The sequence below is a fragment of the Paraglaciecola sp. QJM3NY_14 genome (assembly GCF_056173245.1).
The window spans coordinates 756302-777779 of sequence record NZ_CM149664.1; the positions used below are offsets into that span (position 1 = coordinate 756302).

The 21478-nt window shown below is 45.5% G+C and carries 20 protein-coding genes; 9 read left to right on the forward strand and 11 right to left on the reverse strand.

Features of this window, described 5'->3' with window-relative positions; genetic code table 11:
- Window positions 1–22: 22 nt before the first annotated feature.
- Window positions 23–691, reverse strand: a complete 669-nt coding sequence (locus tag AC0VYA_RS03300; protein ID WP_475490025.1) for a response regulator — start codon at window positions 689–691, stop codon at window positions 23–25.
- Between the two features lie 198 nt (window positions 692–889).
- Between AC0VYA_RS03300 and mgtE the strand changes: the two genes are divergently transcribed.
- Both mgtE and AC0VYA_RS03310 read left to right on the forward strand, forming a co-directional pair.
- Window positions 890–2248, forward strand: coding sequence for a magnesium transporter (gene mgtE, locus AC0VYA_RS03305; RefSeq protein ID WP_473478122.1), 1359 nt, complete (start codon window positions 890–892; stop codon window positions 2246–2248).
- A 3-nt stretch (window positions 2249–2251) separates the two neighbouring features.
- Complete coding sequence (locus AC0VYA_RS03310; protein ID WP_475490026.1) at window positions 2252–3118, forward strand: DMT family transporter; 867 nt, start codon at window positions 2252–2254, stop codon at window positions 3116–3118.
- Between the two features lie 134 nt (window positions 3119–3252).
- On the opposite strand, the gene galK is transcribed toward AC0VYA_RS03310, so the two are convergent.
- The 7 genes from galK to AC0VYA_RS03345 form a co-directional block, all read right to left on the reverse strand.
- A complete protein-coding gene (gene galK, locus AC0VYA_RS03315) occupies window positions 3253–4422 on the reverse strand; it encodes a galactokinase (RefSeq protein ID WP_475490027.1) in 1170 nt (389 codons plus the stop codon).
- A 4-nt stretch (window positions 4423–4426) separates the two neighbouring features.
- Entirely contained in the window at window positions 4427–5476 is a 1050-nt protein-coding gene (locus tag AC0VYA_RS03320; protein ID WP_475490028.1) for a UDP-glucose--hexose-1-phosphate uridylyltransferase, read from the reverse strand.
- Between the two features lie 197 nt (window positions 5477–5673).
- The gene (astD, locus tag AC0VYA_RS03325; RefSeq protein WP_475490029.1) at window positions 5674–7146 is read right to left on the reverse strand and encodes a succinylglutamate-semialdehyde dehydrogenase; all 1473 of its coding nucleotides are present in this window, start codon (window positions 7144–7146) and stop codon (window positions 5674–5676) included.
- 3 nt (window positions 7147–7149) lie between these two features.
- Window positions 7150–8184: an arginine N-succinyltransferase gene (gene astA / locus AC0VYA_RS03330; protein ID WP_475490030.1), complete on the reverse strand. Its 1035-nt coding sequence runs from the start codon at window positions 8182–8184 to the stop codon at window positions 7150–7152.
- 21 nt (window positions 8185–8205) lie between these two features.
- Window positions 8206–9411 (reverse strand): aspartate aminotransferase family protein, encoded by a 1206-nt coding sequence (locus AC0VYA_RS03335; RefSeq protein ID WP_475490031.1) that lies wholly within the window; start codon window positions 9409–9411, stop codon window positions 8206–8208.
- A 268-nt stretch (window positions 9412–9679) separates the two neighbouring features.
- The gene (locus AC0VYA_RS03340; protein ID WP_475490032.1) at window positions 9680–10834 is read right to left on the reverse strand and encodes an HDOD domain-containing protein; all 1155 of its coding nucleotides are present in this window, start codon (window positions 10832–10834) and stop codon (window positions 9680–9682) included.
- Between the two features lie 79 nt (window positions 10835–10913).
- The gene (locus AC0VYA_RS03345; protein ID WP_475490033.1) at window positions 10914–11603 is read right to left on the reverse strand and encodes an anthranilate synthase component II; all 690 of its coding nucleotides are present in this window, start codon (window positions 11601–11603) and stop codon (window positions 10914–10916) included.
- Window positions 11604–12050: 447 nt separating this feature from the next.
- Here AC0VYA_RS03345 and AC0VYA_RS03350 point away from each other — a divergent pair, with 447 nt between their 5' ends.
- The 4 genes from AC0VYA_RS03350 to AC0VYA_RS03365 all read left to right on the forward strand — a co-directional run bounded on the left by AC0VYA_RS03350 (window position 12051) and on the right by AC0VYA_RS03365 (window position 16724).
- Entirely contained in the window at window positions 12051–12800 is a 750-nt protein-coding gene (locus AC0VYA_RS03350; protein ID WP_475490034.1) for an electron transfer flavoprotein subunit beta/FixA family protein, read from the forward strand.
- A gap of 25 nt (window positions 12801–12825) precedes the next feature.
- Window positions 12826–13755, forward strand: a complete 930-nt coding sequence (locus tag AC0VYA_RS03355) for an electron transfer flavoprotein subunit alpha/FixB family protein (protein ID WP_475490035.1) — start codon at window positions 12826–12828, stop codon at window positions 13753–13755.
- Window positions 13756–13775: 20 nt separating this feature from the next.
- A complete protein-coding gene (locus AC0VYA_RS03360; protein ID WP_475490036.1) occupies window positions 13776–15536 on the forward strand; it encodes an acyl-CoA dehydrogenase in 1761 nt (586 codons plus the stop codon).
- Between the two features lie 174 nt (window positions 15537–15710).
- Window positions 15711–16724, forward strand: coding sequence for an AraC family transcriptional regulator (locus AC0VYA_RS03365; RefSeq protein WP_475490037.1), 1014 nt, complete (start codon window positions 15711–15713; stop codon window positions 16722–16724).
- A gap of 356 nt (window positions 16725–17080) precedes the next feature.
- On the opposite strand, the gene trpS is transcribed toward AC0VYA_RS03365, so the two are convergent.
- Window positions 17081–18094 carry a tryptophan--tRNA ligase gene (gene trpS, locus AC0VYA_RS03370; protein WP_475490038.1) on the reverse strand — a complete coding sequence of 338 codons (1014 nt, stop codon included), beginning with the start codon at window positions 18092–18094 and terminating at the stop codon, window positions 17081–17083.
- Window positions 18095–18127: 33 nt separating this feature from the next.
- Complete coding sequence (rpe, locus tag AC0VYA_RS03375; protein WP_006990752.1) at window positions 18128–18805, reverse strand: ribulose-phosphate 3-epimerase; 678 nt, start codon at window positions 18803–18805, stop codon at window positions 18128–18130.
- A 318-nt stretch (window positions 18806–19123) separates the two neighbouring features.
- On the opposite strand from rpe, the gene AC0VYA_RS03380 reads away from it, so the two are divergent.
- From AC0VYA_RS03380 to AC0VYA_RS03390, 3 genes are all read left to right on the forward strand, one after another.
- Window positions 19124–19849 carry a TorF family putative porin gene (locus AC0VYA_RS03380; protein ID WP_011573552.1) on the forward strand — a complete coding sequence of 242 codons (726 nt, stop codon included), beginning with the start codon at window positions 19124–19126 and terminating at the stop codon, window positions 19847–19849.
- A 236-nt stretch (window positions 19850–20085) separates the two neighbouring features.
- Window positions 20086–20391 carry a hypothetical protein gene (locus AC0VYA_RS03385; RefSeq protein ID WP_006990750.1) on the forward strand — a complete coding sequence of 102 codons (306 nt, stop codon included), beginning with the start codon at window positions 20086–20088 and terminating at the stop codon, window positions 20389–20391.
- Window positions 20392–20396: 5 nt separating this feature from the next.
- Window positions 20397–20594, forward strand: a complete 198-nt coding sequence (locus tag AC0VYA_RS03390) for a DUF2970 domain-containing protein (protein WP_011573553.1) — start codon at window positions 20397–20399, stop codon at window positions 20592–20594.
- Between the two features lie 46 nt (window positions 20595–20640).
- Here AC0VYA_RS03390 and AC0VYA_RS03395 read toward each other — a convergent pair whose 3' ends face one another.
- Window positions 20641–21474, reverse strand: a complete 834-nt coding sequence (locus AC0VYA_RS03395; RefSeq protein ID WP_011573554.1) for a Dam family site-specific DNA-(adenine-N6)-methyltransferase — start codon at window positions 21472–21474, stop codon at window positions 20641–20643.
- Window positions 21475–21478 lie beyond the last annotated feature (4 nt).

A 21478-nucleotide genomic window follows, 5' to 3' on the forward strand; every position in this document is an offset into this window, starting at 1 on the left:
CGGCGAATGGAGCGCATGAAGATTAGGCGCTCACGCGGTTTGTCACGCTGTAACCTACGCCGCGAATGGTTTTAATGAAATCCTTAGGTAGCTTTTTACGCAAATTGTGAATGTGAACTTCTATTGCATTGCTCGATAGCTCATCACCCCACTCATACAGTTTTGTTTCAAGCTGGCTCTTAGATTGAATACGTCCGGCGTTTTCCATTAAAGCCTTAAGTAGCATGAATTCTCGGCGTGAGAGCTCTTTCTCATTGTTGTCTGCGGTGACTTGATGCGTCGCCAAATCAAGCACGACATTGCCTATGCTAATGAGTGAACTTGTAGCGGTACCTAATCGTCGTTCCATGACTCGCAAACGTGCCAGTAGCTCCTGCATATCAAACGGTTTAGCAAGGTAATCATCGGCACCAGAGTCTAGGCCAGTGATTTTATCTGTCATGCTGTCTCTGGCTGTGAGAATGAGCGTAGGTACGCTGTGTTTGTTGCGATGGGCTTGGCGTAGCACTTCAAGGCCATCCATGTCTGGTAAGCCTAAGTCTAGGATCATTAAGGTGAACTCCCCTGTAGCCAACGCTGATAACGCTTGAGCTGCTGTGCAGGCACCATTGACAGCGTAGCCTTCGCTGCGAAGAGATTGACTTAGGGCATCGCTCAAAGAGCGATCATCTTCCACCAGTAAAATTCGCATTGTCATCACCCTATAATCAAAGTCTCAGCATAACGCCGTTAGCTTAAGCCAACATTAAGCGTCAAAGCGCTGTTTTGAGTTAAGCGCTATTAAATCACAAAAAAGGACAATTTTAATACTGCTATCACAACGAGCATCCTTTAGAATATAGGCCACAAATCAAGATGTTAAGCCCACGTTTTCTAGGTAAATAATTTTATGCCTGATTCTCAAGAAGCAAAAAAACTTAGCAATCAAATCGAAGAGATTAACGAGGCCTTAAACGATGGCATGATAGTGCAAGTGCGCGAAGTACTGAGCACTATGCCGCCCTGTGATGTGGCGCTGCTGCTCGAGTCTAGCCGTAGTCGCACACGCTCAGAAATCTGGCAGTTAATCGAACCCGATCAATACAGTGACGTACTAGAGGATCTCTCCGAGGACGTACGAAACGGTATTATTCGCCAAATGGTGCCTGAAATTCTGGCTGATGCGCTAGAAGAGATGGACACAGATGATTTGGTGGAAACCCTATCTGGCCTGCCTGAAGCAGTGTCGCAAGATGCACTTAGCTCCATGGACGAGCAAGACAGACAACGGGCCGAACAGGCACTTTCCTACGGTGAAGACACAGCCGGTTTCATTATGAACACCGACACGATCACGTTGCGCCCTGAAGTCACCGTTGATGTGATTTTGCGATATTTACGTCTCAAAGGAAATATCCCCAAAGGCACAGATACCTTCTATGTGGTTGACCGCAACGACCAGCTTATTGGCAGTGTGCCAGTGACCGAACTACTGACTGCACGTCCTGCGGTCAAAGTTGAAAAGTTAATGACCCAAGACTCGGTGGCTGTGCCTGTGGATATGCACGAAAATGAGGTGGCCAGCCTGTTCGAGCGTTACGATTGGCTGTCAGCACCGGTTATCGATAAAGAAAACCGCCTAGTGGGGCGTATTACGATAGATGACGTAGTAGACATCATTCGTGAAGGCGCTGAACACTCCATGATGAGCATGGCAGGTCTTGATGATGAAGAAGATACCTTTGCACCCGTCATAAAAAGTACCAAGAAACGGTCTGTATGGTTGGGTGTGAATTTAGTCACGGCATTGATGGCGGCCGCAGTGAGCGATTTATTTGAAGCCACGCTAAGCCAATTGGCGGTATTAGCCATTTTAAATACCATAGTGCCCAGTATGGGCGGGGCAGCGGGTAACCAAACATTAACCTTGGTTATACGGGGCATGGCTTTGGGTCACGTGAGTGACAGTAACGCCCGCTGGTTGATTGGCAAAGAGCTGGCAATTGGATTTTTCAATGGCGTGATTTGGGCGATGCTTATTGCTTCCGTTATTGCGTTATGGAAGCAAGATGTGATGCTAGGTGGAGTCATCGCATTCGCTATGATGGTGAATATGATCGCGGCGGGGTTAGCGGGTGCCATGTTGCCGGTAATGATGAAGAAAATGAATATCGACCCTGCGCTTGCAGGTAGTGTGATCTTAACGACCATTACCGATGTGGTAGGAATTTTTGCCTTTTTAGGCACAGCGACTTGGTTACTTTTATAATTTATGTCTGTGTTATCCCTTGTTTCCTTAACGTTTATCACGCTTATCGCCTTCGCGGCCAATTCTGTGTTCTGCCGACTTGCGTTAGACGAGCAAAACATGGATCCCATGAGTTTCACAGGGTTGCGCATTGCATCTGCGGCCTTAGTACTTGGCTTGATCATGTTGGTAAAATCACCTAGTAGTTTCCGCAGCTTAACGGCGTTAAATGCCTATGGTAGTTGGCGACAAGCAGGGTATCTTTTCGCTTACGCTGCTGGTTTTTCTTATGCTTACGTGACGCTACCAACCGCGACTGGCGCCTTGATATTATTTGCTGCGGTGCAATTTACCATGTTGTTTGTGTCCAGATTATCGGGCAACCGCATGAATGCTATCGCCAGCGCAGGCGTAGTCATTTCATTGCTAGGGTTTGTGTATTTCGTTATGCCAGCGTTATCGTCACCGAGCTTGGTAGGGGCACTTGTCATGGCATTGGCTGGTATAGCATGGGGTCTGTATAGCTTAGCGGGGGCGAAATCGACCCATGCATTAAAGTCTACCGGGGCAAACTTTATGCGCTGTTTGCCATTTGGACTGATATTAATGGCGATCTTTATGCCAACAGCACGTTTAACGTTTGAAGGGGTGAGTTATGCGTTGGCATCGGGAGCACTTGCCTCAGGCATTGGTTATGCGATTTGGTATCAAGTATTGCCCAAATTAGATAGCAGTGTGGCGGCGGTGTGTCAGCTGTCAGTACCCATTATTGCGGCTTTTGGTGGAGTGTTGTTAGTCGCAGAGCCCATTACCTCACATTTATTGTTGTCATCGATGGCTATTTTAGGCGGCATGTTACTGGTGATACTGGGTAAAAAGAAACGCGTATAGTGCCCATCCATTTATCATATATGTTGGCTGTGTGGTAACCGAGGCACAGAGCTCAGACATTAACGAAAGGCACAAAAAAAGGTAGCGAGTGATACAAGATAACCGCTACCTTTTTCGTTTTAAGTGTAAGTGCGTTAAAAGCGTACTTCACCGGCACCGTCACTGGCGCAGCATACGTAAAACGTTTCTTTATAACCCGTTTCAGCTTCATAACGCTCACCAATTAACTGCTGGGCACCAGCGACCATTTCTCTTGGCATAAGAGCGACGATACAGCCACCGAAACCGCCACCGGTCATACGTACACCACCATGTTCGCCTAGATACTCTGCGAGAGTTGCTACGATAAAATCAATGGGCTTAACCGTGATTTCAAAATCATCACGCATAGATGCGTGTGATTCAGCCATCAAACGAGACAAGGTTTTTGCATCACCAGCACGCAAAGCATCTGCTGCTTGTAGTGTACGTTCGCTGTCAGATACCACATGGTGAGCCCGGCGATATACTACCTCTGGTAGCTTGTCTTTTTGCGCTTGCAAGTCCACTAGGCTGATGTCACGAAGTGCTTTGATACCCAAAATCCTGGCGGCTTCTTCGCACTGTTCGCGGCGGGTATTGTATTCGCTGTCAACTAAGCCGCGTTTTACATTCGAGTTGATAATAACCACATCAAGCTCTTTCGGCATGGAGATAAGTTGTGTTTCCAGTGAGCGGCAATCTAGCAATAGCGCGTTGTTTTGGGCACCGCATGCACTGACCATTTGATCCATAATGCCGCAATTACAACCGACAAATTGGTTTTCAGCTTCTTGACCATTAAGGGCAACATCAGCCGAGGTCAGGGGTAAATCAAATAACTGGCGAAATGTTTCACCGATGGCCACTTCAAGGGACGCAGAAGAGCTAAGACCCGCACCTTGTGGCACATTGCCCGTCACTACCATATCAACGCCTTTACATTGTAAGCCGCGCATCTGCAGGTGTTTGATCACGCCACGGATGTAATTGCTCCATAGCTGAGTAGGGTGGGGCTCTATGTTAGAGCTGAGTGAAAATTCATCGCGTTCGTTGTCATAATCTGCAGCGACAACACGCACTAGGTCATCTTCTCTAGGCGTTACAGCCACTAGCGTTTGGTAGTTGATAGCACAAGGTAATACAAAACCGTCGTTGTAGTCCGTGTGCTCACCAATCAAATTCACACGCCCTGGGGCTTGAAAGTGACGAGCGGGCGGTGTTTGAAACACCTCAAGATATATGGCGTTGAGGTCGTCGATGGCTTGTTGAGAAATAATTTTCATCCCATTAGGCTCCGTTTGATTCGTTGTAATGAACATCACTCAAGGCTTGTAGCTTTTGTGCCGCTTGCTCTGGGGTAAGGTCGCGTTGTGGCTCTGCCATCATTTCATAGCCCACCATAAATTTACGCACTGTTGCTGAGCGTAATAGCGGCGGGTAAAAATGTGCATGCAACTGCCAATGCTCAGTGACATCAGTGTTATGTGGTGCGCCGTGCCAACCCATCGAGTAAGGGAAAGAGCACTGAAATAAATTGTCGTAGCGGCTAGTGAGTTTTTTAAGGGCTACGGCTAAGTCTGCCTGTTGTGCGTCGTTCATTTCGTCGAAACGGGCACAACTGAATTTAGGCATTAGAAGTGTTTCGAAAGGCCAAGCAGCCCAATAAGGTACTACAGCAATCCAATGATCGGTTTCAACTACTGTACGCTCGCCACTGGCTGATTCTTTTTGCGCATAGTCGAGCAATAGCGAGCTGTTGTGCTTGTCGAAATAGGCACGTTGGTTAACATCAGCTTTACGTACCTCATTCGGTATAAAGTCATTCGCCCATACTTGACCATGGGGATGAGGGTTAGAACAACCCATGGCCGCGCCTTTGTTTTCAAACACTTGAACCCATGCGTAATCCTTGGATAACTCAGCCACCTGGTCACGCCACGTCTGTACGACTTTCTCAAGGGCAGGTAACGGAAGTTCGGGTAGCGACTTATTGTGCGCCGGTGAAAAACAAATAACACGACTGGTGCCGCGAGCGGCTTCTACCGTAAATAAATCGTCATTTTCTTGCTCTGACGCGGGCGTGTCTTTCATCAATGCCGCAAAGTCATTAGTGAAAACGAAGGTGTCTTTATATTCAGGATTCACTTCGCCATTGATGCGAGTATTACCGGCGCATAGATAACAACTGGGATCGTGTGCCGCGCTATCATTTTGTTGCGGTTTTTCCACTTGACCTTGCCAGGGGCGTTTAGCCCTATGAGGGGACACAAGTACCCAGTCATTAGTCAATGGATTACGACGGCGATGAGAGTGATCTACAGGATCGAATTTAGACATTTAGACACACCATGTTAATATTTGGTTAATTAGTACTATTATATTATTAATTGATTTTAAGGTCTAATCCGTGTCCTGTCATCCCCTAAATCCAAAATTTGTACTCAAGAGATACAAAAAAGCCTGCATAGCAGGCTTAATAAAATCATTATGTGGGGTAATCATCCCGCAGCATTGTCAAATGTAGTGTTGCTTGACTAAAAGTTCAGACCAGGATTTAGGCTACCGGGTAGGGTGACTTTTTCTAATTCAACAGATGCAACAGGGTATGCACAGTAGTCAGCGGCGTAATAGGCGCTGGCTCTATGGTTACCACTTTCACCGACTCCGCCAAATGGTGCTGCACCGCTAGCACCAGTAATAGGACGGTTCCAATTGACGATACCCGCGCGAATACGTTGGTAGAAGTGCTGATACAAATCTTCGCTGTCAGACAACAAACCAGCAGATAAGCCAAATTTGGTATTGTTACCCAGTGAAATGGCTCGGTCAAAATCATCGAAGCGAACCACTTTTAACAACGGGCCAAAGTGTTCGTCATCAGGCATCTGTTCAACCATAGCCGTCACGTCAATAATACCTGGGCTTACAAAGCCAGATTCAGGATCTAAATGAGTCAGTTCTACCAGCGAAGTTGCGCCTAAATCAAGTAACTGTTGTTGCGCCATCACCATAGCGTGGGCGGCATTTTTAGAAATCATTGCGCCCATAAAAGGTTGTTCGTCAGCGTCGTAATCACCGACTTTGATGTTTTTAGTCACCTCGATTAGGCGAGCAAGAATGGCATCACCTTGAGCATTGTTTTCTAAAAACAGTTTACGAGCACAGGTGCAGCGTTGCCCAGAGGTGACAAACGCAGACTGAATAATGTCGTGCACGGTGGCGTCAATATCGCTTACATCTTTGACGATTAGGGGGTTATTACCGCCCATTTCTAACGCTAAAATTTTGCCAGGGTGTCCAGCGTATTGCTCATGCAATATTTTACCAGTACGAGAGCTGCCGGTGAAAAATAGGCCGTCAAGGTCAGGGTGCGCCGCAAGGGCTTTACCTGTTTCTACTTCACCCTGCACTAAGTTAAGCACGCCTTTAGGTAAACCTGCTTCTTCCCATAACTGAACGGTTCTTTCAGCCACTAATGGGGTTAAGTCGCTAGGTTTGAATACGATACAGTTTCCCGCTAACAAAGCAGGCACAATATGACCGTTAGGTAAGTGACCAGGGAAGTTGTAAGGGCCAAAGACAGCTACGACGCCGTGGGGCTTGTGGCGAATGAACGCTTTACCTACAGGCATTGGATTTTCAACTAGACCAGTACGTTCTTGGTAGGCGCGTTCTGAAATGCCAATTTTACCCATCATGGCGCCGACTTCCGTGGCGGTTTCCCACAGTGGCTTGCCAGTTTCTTGGGCGATTGTTAAGGCCAGCATATCTTTGTTTTCAGCCAATAGTTCACCAAACCGTTTCACATAAGCGAGTCGCTGTTCAAACGTGCATGCAGCCCAAGCTACGGTTGCTTCTCGAGCGCTGCTGACCGCTTGATACACTTGCTCTGATGAGGCCGATTTAGCCTGCCAAATTTGACGCTTTTTAGCCGGATCGATCGATTCGATATCATGGCCTTGTCCTGCATGCCATTGGCCTGCAATAAAATGGGTTTGTTGTGTCATACATTACACCTTAAATGTTGTCGGAGCGAAGCGGATAAACTCGCCATCTTGAATACCAAGATGATCTGCTGCGGCCTGAGAGATTATGGCCTGCTCGTTTGCTTCATCAATATTGAGAGACGTGGCAATGGCGCGAAATTCTGTGATTTTCGTGTTGATCACAAAATACTCGGTCTCTGTTACTGTCGCTGTCTCATCAATTCTAACCGCCATTTTGCGACTTGCCTGGGCAGTACGAATATGGGTTAGGTTTGCTTCTACTGTGGGGCCTGCGTCAAAAATATCAACGTAACCTCGACAGCTAAAGCCTTCGCTTTCTAGTAGCCTAAGTGCGGGTTTTGTTTTGTCATGTACTTTGCCGATAACCGCTTGAGCTTCTTTACTGAGCAAGCTCACGTAAATAGGATACTTGGGCATTAATTCTGCAATAAACTGTTTCTGACCTATGCCAGTAAGGTAATCCGCGGTAGGGAAATCCATTGAGAAAAAGTGTTCTTCTAACCACTGCCAAAACGGTGACTTGCCATCTTCATCACTGATCCCGCGCATTTCCGCGATAACGGTTTCGGCGAAGCGCTCTTTATGTTCCATCATAAACAAAAAGCGCACTTTAGACAGGAATCGGCCGCAGTTACCTTTGCGCGCAGATTCACGTAAAAACAAGGTGCATATTTCCGACACACCAGTGTAATCGTTGCACAGGGTCAATATTTCAGCTGTGTTGTAGATGTCTAGCTCACGGGATGCATGTACCACTTTACTTAGGTGGTAGTGATAAAACGCATCGTCAAGTCCGACACTAGAGGCGATCCCGCTTGTACCGACTACCTGAGATGTGCTGGTGTCTTCCATTACAAACAAGTAACTCTCATTACCTGGCTGGCTGATGTGCGCTTGAAAAGCCGCTTCAGAATCCGTGATTTTGCTTTTTAACAAAGTTTCATTCACAGGCAAAGAGGTAAAGCCTATGCCTGATTCAACAGCAATGTCGTGTAGCACAGCGTAATCGCTGTGCTGTATCGGGCGAATGATGATCATGTTCGCATTCTCTGTGGTGGTTTAGGCGTTTACGACAGCGGCAACTGCACGCTCGAAACGGGCTAAACCTTCCTGAATATCAGCATCGGTCAGGATCAATGACGGCGCGAAACGCACCACGTTAGCGCCGGCGACTAAACACATAAGCTTCTCTTTTGCACTGGAAACAAGGAAGTCTCGTGCGCGACCTTGGTATTTCTCGTTTAGGGCACAGCCTAGCAATAGGCCTTGTCCACGCACTTCATCGAAAACATGATACTTGTCGTTAATAGCCTTTAGGCCTTCGCGGAACTGTTGTTCTTTTTGCTTCACACCGTTTAATACTTCAGGGGTATTGACAATATCCAGTACTTTTTCAGCTACGGCGCAGGCAAGAGGGTTACCGCCATACGTGCTACCGTGAGTACCCACTTTTAAATGGGCGGCAATAGCGGTAGTGGTAAGCATGGCCCCGATCGGAAAACCACCGCCAAGTGCTTTTGCTGAGGTGAGTATGTCTGGCGTGACGCCTAAGCCCATGTAAGCGTATAGCTCGCCGGTACGACCGACACCTGATTGCACTTCATCAAAGATAAGAAGTGCGTTGTGCTTGTCACATAAATCACGAACCCCTTGCACGAAAGACTGTGTTGGGCTGATGATACCGCCTTCGCCTTGTAAGGGCTCCATCATTACGGCGCAGGTGCGCTCAGACATAACGGCTTCAAGAGCGCTTAAATCGTTATAGTCAACGTGATCAATTGCACCAGGCTTAGGCCCGAAACCATCAGAATAGGCCGCTTGGCCGCCGACAGTCACTGTGAAGAATGTACGACCATGAAAACCTTGTTTGAAAGAGATGATTTGGTCTTTTTCAGGACCAAAGTTATCCAGCGCAAAGCGGCGTGCAAGTTTCAGAGCCGCTTCATTGGCTTCGGCGCCTGAATTGGCGAAATAGACTTTTTCAGCGAACGTTGCGTCAGTTAGCTTTTTCGCTAGGCGTAAAACAGGCTCATTGGTCAACACGTTGCTTAAGTGCCAAAGCTTTTCACCTTGCTCTTTTAGTACGTTGACCAATTCTGGATGACAATGGCCTAAAACGTTTACTGCGATGCCACCAGCGAAATCGATATATTCGTTACCTTCTTGATCCCATACGCGCGCGCCCAAACCGCGCACCGGAATAATGTCGGCAGGGTTATAGTTAGGTACCATTACTTCGTTAAATAATTCGCGGGTCACTTGCATGTAGGTTGTCTCCAAATTTAATAGCCTAGGGCATAAAATAGACAACCATTATTTCAGATTAAACACAGCTTGTCTGCATCGGCAACCTAGCTAAACCCTTATTTTTAAAGGGATTGAGTGAACTTGCAGGAATAGTGAATAAGTATTTAATCTAGGGATTAGGTAAAAAACCAAGAAGTGTCTTCACTTCGCGCCAGTTAGCTCGCGATGTTAGTTGTTGGAGTGGATAAAACGGCTTGAATGAATATTTACACTTTTTTTCAACGATTTATTCAGCAACTTCCGCTTCTAAGCCAATTGAACGCATATCAGTGGTTTTTAATACCTCTAATGAGCCCACTGGGAACTTGTATTGTCGTAGGTAATCTTTTGCTTCTTCGATAGTCACTAATTCGTGAAACTTTAATATTCGATACTTCGCGTACGCATTGCCTTGCAATAACACAGTGGTTAAAGGCAACGGCTCTTCATCGTTTTGTGTACTGGCAAGTTGTTCAAAAGCACCATGCAAAAATAAACGCTGAAAGTGTAGGCCTTGCATAATGCTCGCCGTGGTCTGGGGGACATATTTGTCCAGCATAGATAACAGTATATCCGCAGAAGGCTCAACTTTCGTAAGTGCACCATGGCGTTGGTGTTTAAGTGTGTTCTGTGTTTCTTTTAATGCTTCAAGCTGTACTTGGTCAAAAATGCGAAAATACAGCTTAACGACCGCGATCGTTCCTAGACTTTGTAGCATTCCTGCGGTGAATGCTTGGTTTTCACTGACTTTATGAAAACGAGCAAGGCGCTTACTAGACATTGCGGTAGCGATGCATTGCTCCCAAATTCTGCGTTTGATCTGAGGGTAGGGGTCAGTAATTTGCGGAAGGCAACGGCGTAAGGTTAAGAGCGGCACGATCATTTTTAAGTTTTCCAGACCGAAGAAGCTTAATGCGACCCGAAGTGTGTCCGCTGTGAGAATTTTCCCCTTGCTATCAGTACGTCGATATTTAGGTGAGCTAATCATCTTGAGTAAATCTTTATACAACCAAGGTATTTGCGCGGCTAATACTTCAAGGCGCGACACCGTGCATGCCTTCACGGACAATAAGTCTAAAATTTGCGGAATCACTGCATCGATGTTCAATACTTTGGCAATAAGGGTCTCTTGATCAGCCAAAGCTTCTGATAAACGAAGTTCAATATCTTTATGTAATTTTGCCGATACTCGCCCTAAATAATCCTCAGCAATTTCCTCATTAGCTTTTTTGTCTTCTCTTGCCTGCTTTTCAACCGCGAGCAATTCCCGGGTAGGAACTATCTTTTTTGACGAGGGCTTCGCGTTCTCATCGGCGCGTTGCTGCTTTGCGACTTTAAGATCGATAAACAGTTGCTTGAAACGAGTCTCAACGATGGGGGCTGATGTAGATGATGCAGTCATTTACTGTTCAACGGACCTTAGTTTAAGTGTATGGATATTGTGTTAAGTGTGGATTGTGCCTCACTTTTACGCCAGTTTTCTAGGCTTTAGTTAGTTTATCTGCGGATTCGGTTAGAAAGTTAGCCAAAATTTGCAAACCACTGGTGCTTAACAATGACTCTGGGTGAAATTGCACACCATAAATAGCCAGCGTGCGATGTTCGATAGCCATGATTTCGTACTGACCTGTAGATTCTTCTAGATCTTTTCCGCGGCGCCTTTTTCCGCCGTGTTCTTTTTCGTCGTGCCCTTTTTCGCCGAGCCCTTTTTCTTCATGCGCTGTTTCCTCGCACCATGCAGTCACTATAATCTCTTCTGGTAAAGACTCGTTGTCGACAAGCAATGAGTGGTAACGCGTGGCAATAAATGGAGTGTCAACGTCGTTAAACAAGGCGCTACCGTTATGAGTAATATAAGAGGTTTTGCCGTGCTTTATATTGTTCGCGCGCACAATTTTTGCGCCAAATACCTGAGCGATAGCTTGATGACCCAAGCACACACCCAACATAGGGATCACGCCAGAAAATTGCTTGATGGCATCAAGCGTGACACCTGATTCATTTGGGGTACAAGGGCCAGGTGATAACACGAGGTAGTCAGGTGCTAGTGCGGTTATGTCTTCACAGGTGAGCTCGTTGTTACGCACGACTTTAACGTCTTGTCCTAGCGTAACAAAGTACCGCGCAAGGTTGTGGGTAAAAGAGTCATAGTTATCAATGATCAACAACAAAAGAATTCAACGCTCATGTGGTGCAAGCCCTGTGATGACGGGTACACGTTTAAAATTTCGCGGATTGTAAAACATTTTATCGCGTTTTGCTGGCGCTTAATCATTTCTTACCCACTACGCGCCTGTAGTTTATTTTGTACGCTACCCTCTTTAATTAAAGACCTTTAAAGTTAATGTTGTTATTCGAGCATCTTTGCCACCTGCATAAAATTATTAGCTACAACTATTGAATAACATGATAATTGTCAGTTGGGATTAACGGATGAGCCAAGCTAGTAAGTCTATTTATTTGTCCCTTTATGCTAATTGTTAGACTTTTTTAGATCTTGTGAAATCCGCCTGTTCATACCAAAATTGAACCATAAGAAAACGCAAGATTATTCTAAATAGTGCTGGGATTACCTCGGCGGACATTTCCGAACTAGTCACAAACAAAGTGGGACGAATATGAAAATATTAGTAGCGGTAAAGCGAGTCATTGATTACAACGTCAAGGTGCGTGTTAAATCAGATAACACAGATGTAGATTTAACCAACGTCAAAATGGCCATGAACCCGTTTTGCGAAATTGCGGTTGAAGAGGCTGTTCGTCTTAAAGAAGCCGGTGTTGCCAGCGAAGTCGTTGTGGTGTCGATAGGAGCCAAAGCCTGCCAGGAGCAAATTCGTACTGCCCTTGCTCTAGGCGCTGATCGCGGTATTCAGATTGAACTAGATACATCAGCCGATGCGCTAAGCATCGCCAAATTATTAAAAGCAGTGGTTGATGAAGAGCAGCCGGGCCTAGTGATCCTAGGTAAGCAGTCTATTGATTCTGATAACAATCAAACCGGGCAAATGTTAGCTGCGTTAATTGACCAACCACAAGCGACTTTCGCCTCAGAAGTTAAAGTTGACGGTGATAAAGTTCAAGTCACACGTGAGATTGACGGCGGTTTACAAACTTTAGAGCTAGATATGCCTGCTATTATCACCACAGATCTACGTCTAAATGAACCTCGTTACGCTTCATTGCCAAATATAATGAAAGCCAAACGTAAGCCTTTGGAGGTGAAAACCCCAAGCGACTTAGGTGTTGAAGTGAGAAATAACATCACCCTAGAAAGCGTCAGCGCGCCAGCTCAGCGTCAAGCTGGGATCAAGGTTGAATCGGTGGCTGAATTGGTCGAAAAATTGAAAAACGAAGCTAAGGTACTTTAAGTAGTACGTAATAGGAGAAATAAATATGACAACTTTGGTCATTGCAGAACATGATAACCAAGAACTTAAGCCTGTTACCTTAAATACCTTAGCTGCCGCGCAGCAAATTGGTGGTGACATAGTACTGCTGGTTGCTGGTCATAACTGCCAAAGCGTAGTGGATGCAGCAACGGCAGTTTCAGGTATTGGTAAAGTGCTTCACGCTGATGATGCTGCCTATGAGCATCAGTTGGCTGAAAATATCGCGAAATTAGTAACAAGCCTTGCTAGCGGCTACAGCCACGTACTTGCTCCTGCCACTACCAGCGGTAAAAACTACTTGCCACGTGTCGCAGCCTTGCTTGATGTGAATCAGATTTCTGATGTAACAGGCGTAGTCTCTGCGCAGACATTTTTGCGTCCTATCTATGCAGGTAACGCTATTGCAACGGTCACCTCAAATGACAGTATCAAGCTACTTACCATACGTGGCACTGGCTTTGACGCTGTAAGTGCACAGGGTGGTTCTGCCACTGTTGATATTATCAGCGAGCAATTTGACCCCGGTCAGTCACGCTTTGTAAGTGAAGAGCTAGCGAAGTCTGACCGCCCAGAGCTAACCGCTGCCTCCATTGTTGTATCAGGTGGTCGTGGTATGGGTAACGGCGACAATTTCGAGATCCTATACAGCCTGGCCGACAAACTCGGTGCGGCGGTTGGAGCATCTCGTGCTGCGGTTGATGCTGGATTTGTACCGAATGACATGCAAGTTGGCCAAACGGGTAAAGTGGTCGCGCCTGACTTGTATATTGCTGTGGGGATTTCAGGTGCCATACAGCACTTAGCCGGTATGAAAGACTCTAAAGTGATTGTGGCCATCAACAAAGATGAAGATGCGCCTATTTTCCAAGTAGCAGATTATGGCTTGGTAGCCGATTTGTTCGATGTTATTCCTGAATTAACCAACCACGTATAAAAACGGAAGCGAGTTAAATTATGAGTGAATACACACACCCTTTAGCAGATGCTGAGTTTGTACTGAATGAACTGGTTGACTTCGATGGGCTTTGCGCTGATATGGGTCAAGAGGACATCAATGGCGAGTTGGCAAGCGTTATATTGGCTGAAGCCGGCAAACTAGGTAGCGGCGTATTAGCACCATTGAACAAGGTCGGTGATTTACAACATCCGAGTATGATCGATAAGGACGGCGGACTAGGTGTGCAAGAAACAGCTGGATTTGCACAAGCCTATCAAGAATACGTAGAGGGTGGTTGGGCATCGTTAACCGGTGCTGAGGAATTCGGCGGTCAGAACCTCCCGAATGTACTTGGTAGTGCTGTTAATGAGGTATGGCATACGTCTAATATGGCGTTCGCTCTATGTCCATTGTTAAGCCAAGGCGCGATTGAGTCGATTTCTCATCACGGCAGTGAGCATTTACAGCAGTCATATCTGCCTAAAATGTTAAGCGGTGAATGGCCAGGTACCATGAACCTTACTGAGCCTGATGCTGGTACTGACTTAGCTGCGGTGAAAACCAAGGCGGTGCCAAATGATGATCATTACTTGATCACTGGCCAAAAAATTTATATCACTTGGGGCGATCATCAAATGACCGATAATATCGTGCATTTAGTGTTAGCAAGACTGCCTGATGCACCAGCCGGTGTAAAAGGTATTTCACTGTTCATCGTGCCCAAATTTAATTTGGATGAAAATGGTGCCCCAGCTGAGCGCAACGATGCATATTGTGTTTCGTTAGAGCACAAAATGGGTATTCATGGCAGCCCAACGTGTGTCATGAGCTTTGGTGACAATGGTGGCGCGAAGGGCTACTTAGTGGGCGAAGCTCATAAAGGTCTGTCTTATATGTTCACCATGATGAATCACGCCCGTCAGGGGGTTGGTTTACAAGGTTTAGCCATATCAGAAGCGTCATATCAGCATGCTTTGGGGTACGCCAAAGAGCGTTTACAAGGCACGAATAAAGACGGCAGCCGCTTCACCATTATGAAGTTTCCTGATGTGCGTCGTATGTTGATGCAAATGAAGTCATCTACAGAGGCGATGCGCGCATTGTGCTTGGTGGCCGCAGCAGAAATTGATCGTGGCAATGGGGCTCGCAGTGAGTTGTTTACGCCAATAGTCAAAGGCTGGTGTACTGAGTTGTCTCAAGAATTGACCTACCTAGGTACGCAAATTCATGGTGGTATGGGCTTTATCGAAGAAACAGGCTCAGCGCAGTTCTATCGAGATGCCAGAATTTTAACTATCTATGAAGGCACTACAGGCGTACAAGCACTGGATTTAGTCGGGCGTAAAACCTTGGTTAATAAAGGTGAGGCTTTAGGCGCGCTTTTAGATGAAATAGCCACAGATTTAGCTCAGTTTGATGCCATGGGCGGGCAATTCACATTGGCAGCTCAGCAATGTAAAACGGCGCTTGAGTGCGGTGTAGCAGCTCGCCAGTGGTTGCTTGATATTGCAGCACAAGACAAAAATGCACCAGGCAGCGCCAGTGTCAACTTTATGATGTTGTTTGGTTATTTGTGTGGCGGCTGGTTAATGGCGAAAAGTGCGATGCAAGCCAAAGCGAAATTAGATGCAGGCGAGGGGAACAGCGAGTTCTTAAACGCTAAGTTGATTTCTGCACAGTTCTTCTGTGAGCACATGGTGGTGCGCACCCAAGCGTGTTTCGCATCGATTCAAGCGGGCAGCGAAAGCATCATGGCGTTGCCCGAGGATGCATTTTAAGCTTTTAATTCCTTGATTGTGTTTTCATCAGCCCCCATAGAGAACTTAGGGGGCTTTTTTATGCTCGAACGGAAATAATTGAGCCTATTCAACATATAAATATCCGCTTAGTATGAGAAACGATATACTTTAAAATCTAAATGCCCTGCCATATATCGAGAGCCCGTTACCTTCATGCGTCACAAACATCATTCTATTTCAGTTCATTTCGCTCAAGCTATTGTCAAAAGAGCCATTGATGTGGGCCTGAATGAAGCGCAGTTATTATCCGAGTCAGGCTTGAGTAAAGCCTTGTTGAGCAATAATGAGGTGCGTATCACCCCAGAGCAATTGAGCCGTTTGATGCAATCTGTTTGGCGAAGTGCAGATGACGAATATTTGTGTTTTGGTAGCCCGCCTTCTCGCCATGGGGTGTTCAATTTAATGGCAAAGCAAGTGAGCCATAGTGCAAGTTTGCGGCAGGTGTATCGACGGGGCACTCGTTTTTATAATTTAGTCGCGGGCGCAACTAAACTAAAATTTGAAGAGCGTGAAAAGTACGCTCGTTTTTATCTCGCCTTAGACAAACCTGAACTCGACCCTGAGCATGTGCTTACCGATTTTCTCTTGTTGTTGTGGCATCGATTTCCGAGCTGGCTGATTGGCCAGCGCATCCCCCTGCGTAAAATTGGCTTTATGCATGCAAAGCCAGCACATCACGAAGAATATCGCTTGATGTTCCCTTGTGAGGTGGTTTACCTGCAAGAGAGTAATTACTTTGAGTTTGAGCATGACATCCTTAGCGCGCCAGTGGTGCAAAGTCAGCAAAGCTTGAATGATTACCTTCAGCGCTGCCCGCTGGATTGGTTTAAACGTCAGTCTTACTTTCCGGTTTATACCCGCAAAGTATTAAATTATCTAGAAGCGGCTGAGGATATGTCAATTATCAGCATGGCAGATATCGCTGAGCAATTGCACACAACCATTCGCACCTTACGCCGTAAGCTATTAGAAGAAGGCACAAGTTTTCAAGAACTCAAAGACAGTGTGCGACGAGACGAAGCGATCCATTATCTTAGCCAGCCTGATATGCCTATATCGCAAGTCGGGCGCTTACTTGGCTTTACCGAGGCGGCAACCTTTGCGCGTGCGTTCAAAAGCTGGACGGGTGTCGCCCCCAGTGCTTATCGAAAATCAAAAGTACATTGAAACTCCCCTCTTACTGAAACTAACGAATGTCCTCTTTCGCCTAATATATGACTTAAACTGCCCTACGTTTTCGTTCAGGCTTGTAACATACTGGCTTGGTTCAAGTTAGTTTATTGGATTTCATGGAATTTCATTGGATCCCAGTAAATTTGAATGACAGATAGTGTGCAGGGCTGTTATCCCAACCTCTCAGTTCGGCGCGCTTGGCGTGCTAACCGATGCTTGATATACCTTGGGTACATTAAGCGTCGGTTATTTAAAACTAAAAAAGCAGCTCTGTGCTGCTTTTTTTGATGGATTGGAAATACACAGTAAGTTACAAATAGCGTAACTGTTAACTTGCTATCAGTCCTTTACTAGCGTTTAAGTGGGCTTGCTACGAATCCGATTGCTTCATAAACCTTGTCTATGGTTTGCTGGGCTCGTACTTGCGCTTTTTCAGCGCCTGCCGCCATGATACGGTTCAGCTCGGTTTGATCCTGACGTAACTCAGTAAATTTAGCTTGGATTGGCTCTAGCATGGCAACAATGGAATCGGCTACATCTGTTTTTAAATGGCCGTACATCTTATCTTCATATTCAGGCACTAAATCAGCAATCGGTTTGCCGGTTGCACAAGATAGCAAGCTGAGTAAATTCGACACACCAGGTTTTTCGCTAGTATTAAAGTAAATGCGCGCTTGCTCATCCGAGTCAGTAACTGCGCGTTTAATCTTTTTACTTATCTTTTTCGGATCTTCCAATAAGCCAACGAAGTTATTTTGATTATCATCGGATTTAGACATCTTTTTCAGCGGATCTTGTAGGCTCATGATACGCGCGCCTACTTCAGGGATATACGGATCAGGAATAGTAAATACATCACCATAGGCATTGTTAAAGCGTGTGGCAACGTCACGGGTTAGTTCTAAATGCTGCTTCTGATCTTCCCCTACTGGGACTTGTTTTGCTTGATATAGCAAGATATCCGCCGCCATTAAGGCTGGGTAAGTGTAAAGACCTGAATTAATGTTAGTAATATTCTTAGCGGATTTATCTTTAAACTGCGTCATGCGGTTTAATTCACCCATTTGGGTGTAGCAGTTCATTATCCAAGCTAGTTGCGCATGCTGCGGTACATGTGATTGCATGAATATGGTGCTCTTGCACGGGTCGATGCCACAAGCCACATACAAGGCCAGCCCATCAAGACAGGCATTGTGCAGTGCAGCGGGATCTTGTCGCACTGTGATAGCATGCATGTCGACTAACATATACAGACATTCGTTATCGTCTTGCATATCAACCCATTGACGAAGAGCGCCAACATAATTTCCTAGGGTAAGTTGTCCTGAAGGCTGGCAGCCGCTTAATACAATTGGTTTGCTCATAAAATATTTTCTACTGTTAGTGACTAATGGGAATTATGTTGGAGAAACGTTGGCTAATTCAGCGCGCATAGCATCGATAACTTGACGATAGTCTGGCTGATTAAAGATAGCAGAGCCCGCAACAAACATATCTGCACCTGCTTCGGCGATGGCGCGAATATTATCGACTTTTACGCCACCGTCAATTTCTATTCGGATATCACGGCCACAGGCCTGCACCATTTTCTTCACGATTTGCAGCTTATCAAGGGTTTCGGGGATAAATGCTTGCCCGCCAAACCCTGGATTTACCGACATCAACAAAATGTGATGCAGTTTGTGTAGCGTGTAGTCTAAGCAGTCTAATGACGTCGCAGGATTTAATACCAAGCCCGGCTTACAGCCTGAATCGGTTATCAGTTGAATACTGCGGTCTACGTGTCTTGATGCTTCGGGGTGGAAACTGATCATGCTTGCGCCAGCTTTGGCAAAACTGACAATCATCTCATCTACCGGCTCAACCATTAAATGCACATCAATATCGGCGGTGACACCATAGTCGCGCAATGCTTTACATATCATCGGGCCGATCGTTAGGTTCGGTACGTAATGATTATCCATTACGTCAAAATGGATGACATCAGCCCCCGCGGCTAAAACAGCGTCTACTTCTGCGCCCAAGCGGGCAAAATCAGCTGAAAGAATAGAAGGAGCAATTAAGAAAGGACGCATATAAGCCTCAATTTGCGCAAAAATGTAACTGTACCGAAAAACACGCTTTGACAAAAGTATCAACTTCGCCCCAAAAAGGGGCTTTCGCTTTTATGTGGTGCATCTCTGCACAGTCTTATCTCATGCCCACTTTTTCCTTAATTTTATATTTTCATTGAATTTCCTTAAAAATCAGATCCTTAGTTTTTTTTCGGGTGATTTTTTCCGTGTTTAATATTTAGGCATTGCTCTTGCGTAGTTGTAACAAGAATTAACGAAAAATCGAAGTTATCTCAACAAAAATTGAATTAACTAAAATTATATGGAGCACACACACACATGAAAGTATTAAAACTTACCGCATTAGCCGCAGCTGTTCTGGCCAGTTCTGCCGTTAGCCAAACCGCTTTAGCAGAAGTGACTGCTAATGCGAGTGTCACAAGTAACTACATTTGGCGTGGTTTGACCCAAACCACCAACGATGCTGCAGTACAAGGTGGTATTGACTACGCAAATGAAAATGGTTTTTATGTAGGTACTTGGGTGTCTAACGTCAACTATGGTGCAGATGATGTTTACTCTTATGAGCACGATATGTACTTCGGCTTCTCAGGTGAGTCAGGCGATATCACTTATGATGTGGGTTACCTATATTACAATTATGACAGCGAAGCAGAATTCGATTTTGCTGAAGTATATGGTTCAGTAGGCTATGGCGGCCTTAGTGCAACGCTTTCATTGTTGGCCCACACAGAAGCTGACGAAGGTGAAGGTCGCGATTACGGCTTTGCTGAAGCGTCATATATATCTGTAGACTACGGCATGCCAGTACTAAACGGCGCTGAGCTAGGATTTCACGTAGGTTACCATCAAGGTGACTTCGCAGAAGATTTCAACGGTGTACCAGATGGTTATGCAGACTGGGGGATTTCATTAGCAAAAGATGGTTTCAGTTTCGCCGTTACGGGTACCGATTTAGACGAAGTTGAAGTGCCAGGCGAAGACCCGTTTGATAACGATTCCATTAAATTCACCGTTGCTTACGGAATGGATTTCGAGCTTTAATTTCTAAATTGATTCTTCCAATTACTTCTGGTTAATAGGAAGAGAATATCTAAAAAAATCCGCTGGCTATATGACCAGCGGATTTTTTGTGTTTACAAGTTTTATCAACTTACCGTAACACTCTGGATAAAATTGTATCTTTTTAGCGATGAATAGCCTGACATTTGAGGTGAACTTTAATCTTGAGACGAAAGTATAATGTATAATGCAACAAAATATTTCGACAAGGAGAGATTATGAGTACTCATTTTAAACGACTAATCGGCTTCGGAGCTTTCGCTTTAGTAGCGATGTTGGCTGTTGGCAGAACGTCGATAAATAACGAGACATTGTTCTGCAGTTGTCCGCAATCAGTGGCATTTGATCATGGGCTCCCTATGAGTCACCCGATTAATCGATGCGCTAAGGAGCAGGCTGATGTGATCAGCTGGTCTAGCTGGGTAAGTGGTAACTCTACTTCGTATCAAATGCATTTTATTGATTTACTTGAGCTACTTTCGCGCTATGCTGAAGAAACGGATGAGATAAAGCCAAGAGCGTAATTAATATGGACAATGCAAATAACGGTTTGTGGGATGTGTTTAAAAGTGTTGCTGCCAGCGTGTTTGGTGTGCAAAGCAGCGCAAACCGAGAACGAGATTTTCAGCAAAAATCGTTTGTGCCTTACGTAGTCGTTGGGGTGATTTTTGTTGTTGCCTTAGTCATATCGTTGGTACTGGTCGTTTCAGTTGTTGTACCCAGCTAACACCAATTCTACTGCTAGCTCTTCTGTGCAAATTAACATCTAAGCCTTAACGTGAGGTTGGCTTAATATATAACGCCAATAACTCACTGACTTTTTTTCTGCCATTTCCTTTTTGACTAATAAACCGACTCACCTGCAGCTCTGAAAGCTGTGCAAGCGCGTAAAGGCGACGTGTATCGTCAGTATCGTGATTACTGATAAGCACCGGAATATCACGCTCAAAAGCGGTTTTAGCAGAAATTAACGCCAAATTACTCTGTTCAGCCATAGAAAAGCCACCTTTGGCATAACTGGCAAAGTTAGCTGTTTTGCTGATGGGGGCATAAGGCGGATCGCAGTAAACCACACTTCCTGCACGAGCTCGGCTAAATGTCTTCTCATAAGATTCGCATACAAACTGTGCCTTCTTGGATTTTTCGGCAAAGAAATACAGCTCCTCTTTAGGGAAGTATGGCGCCTTGTACTTACCAAAGGGGACATTAAATTTGCCAGATAAGTTATAGCGGCACAGGCCGTTGTATCCAAAGCGATTCAGGTACAAAAACAGTACCGCGCGTTCGTAAATATCTTCGCTGGCATTGAACAAAGCGCGCATAGCATAGTAAGCGTCGGAATCGTTGTTTTGCGCCGTGAATAGCCCTTGTGCATCTTCTATGTAACGTTCTGGCTGTTGTTGCAATATTTTGTAAAGGTTTATCAAATCGGGGTTGATATCGCTCAACAGGTAGCTGGAAAAGTCAGTGTTTAAAAACACCGAACCTGCACCGACAAATGGCTCGACTAATTTTTTTGCTTCTGGAAGGTGATGGTTTATCTGTTCGACTAGCCTGTATTTCCCGCCTGCCCATTTCAAGAAGGCTCTGTTTTTCTTATTCGTCATTAAT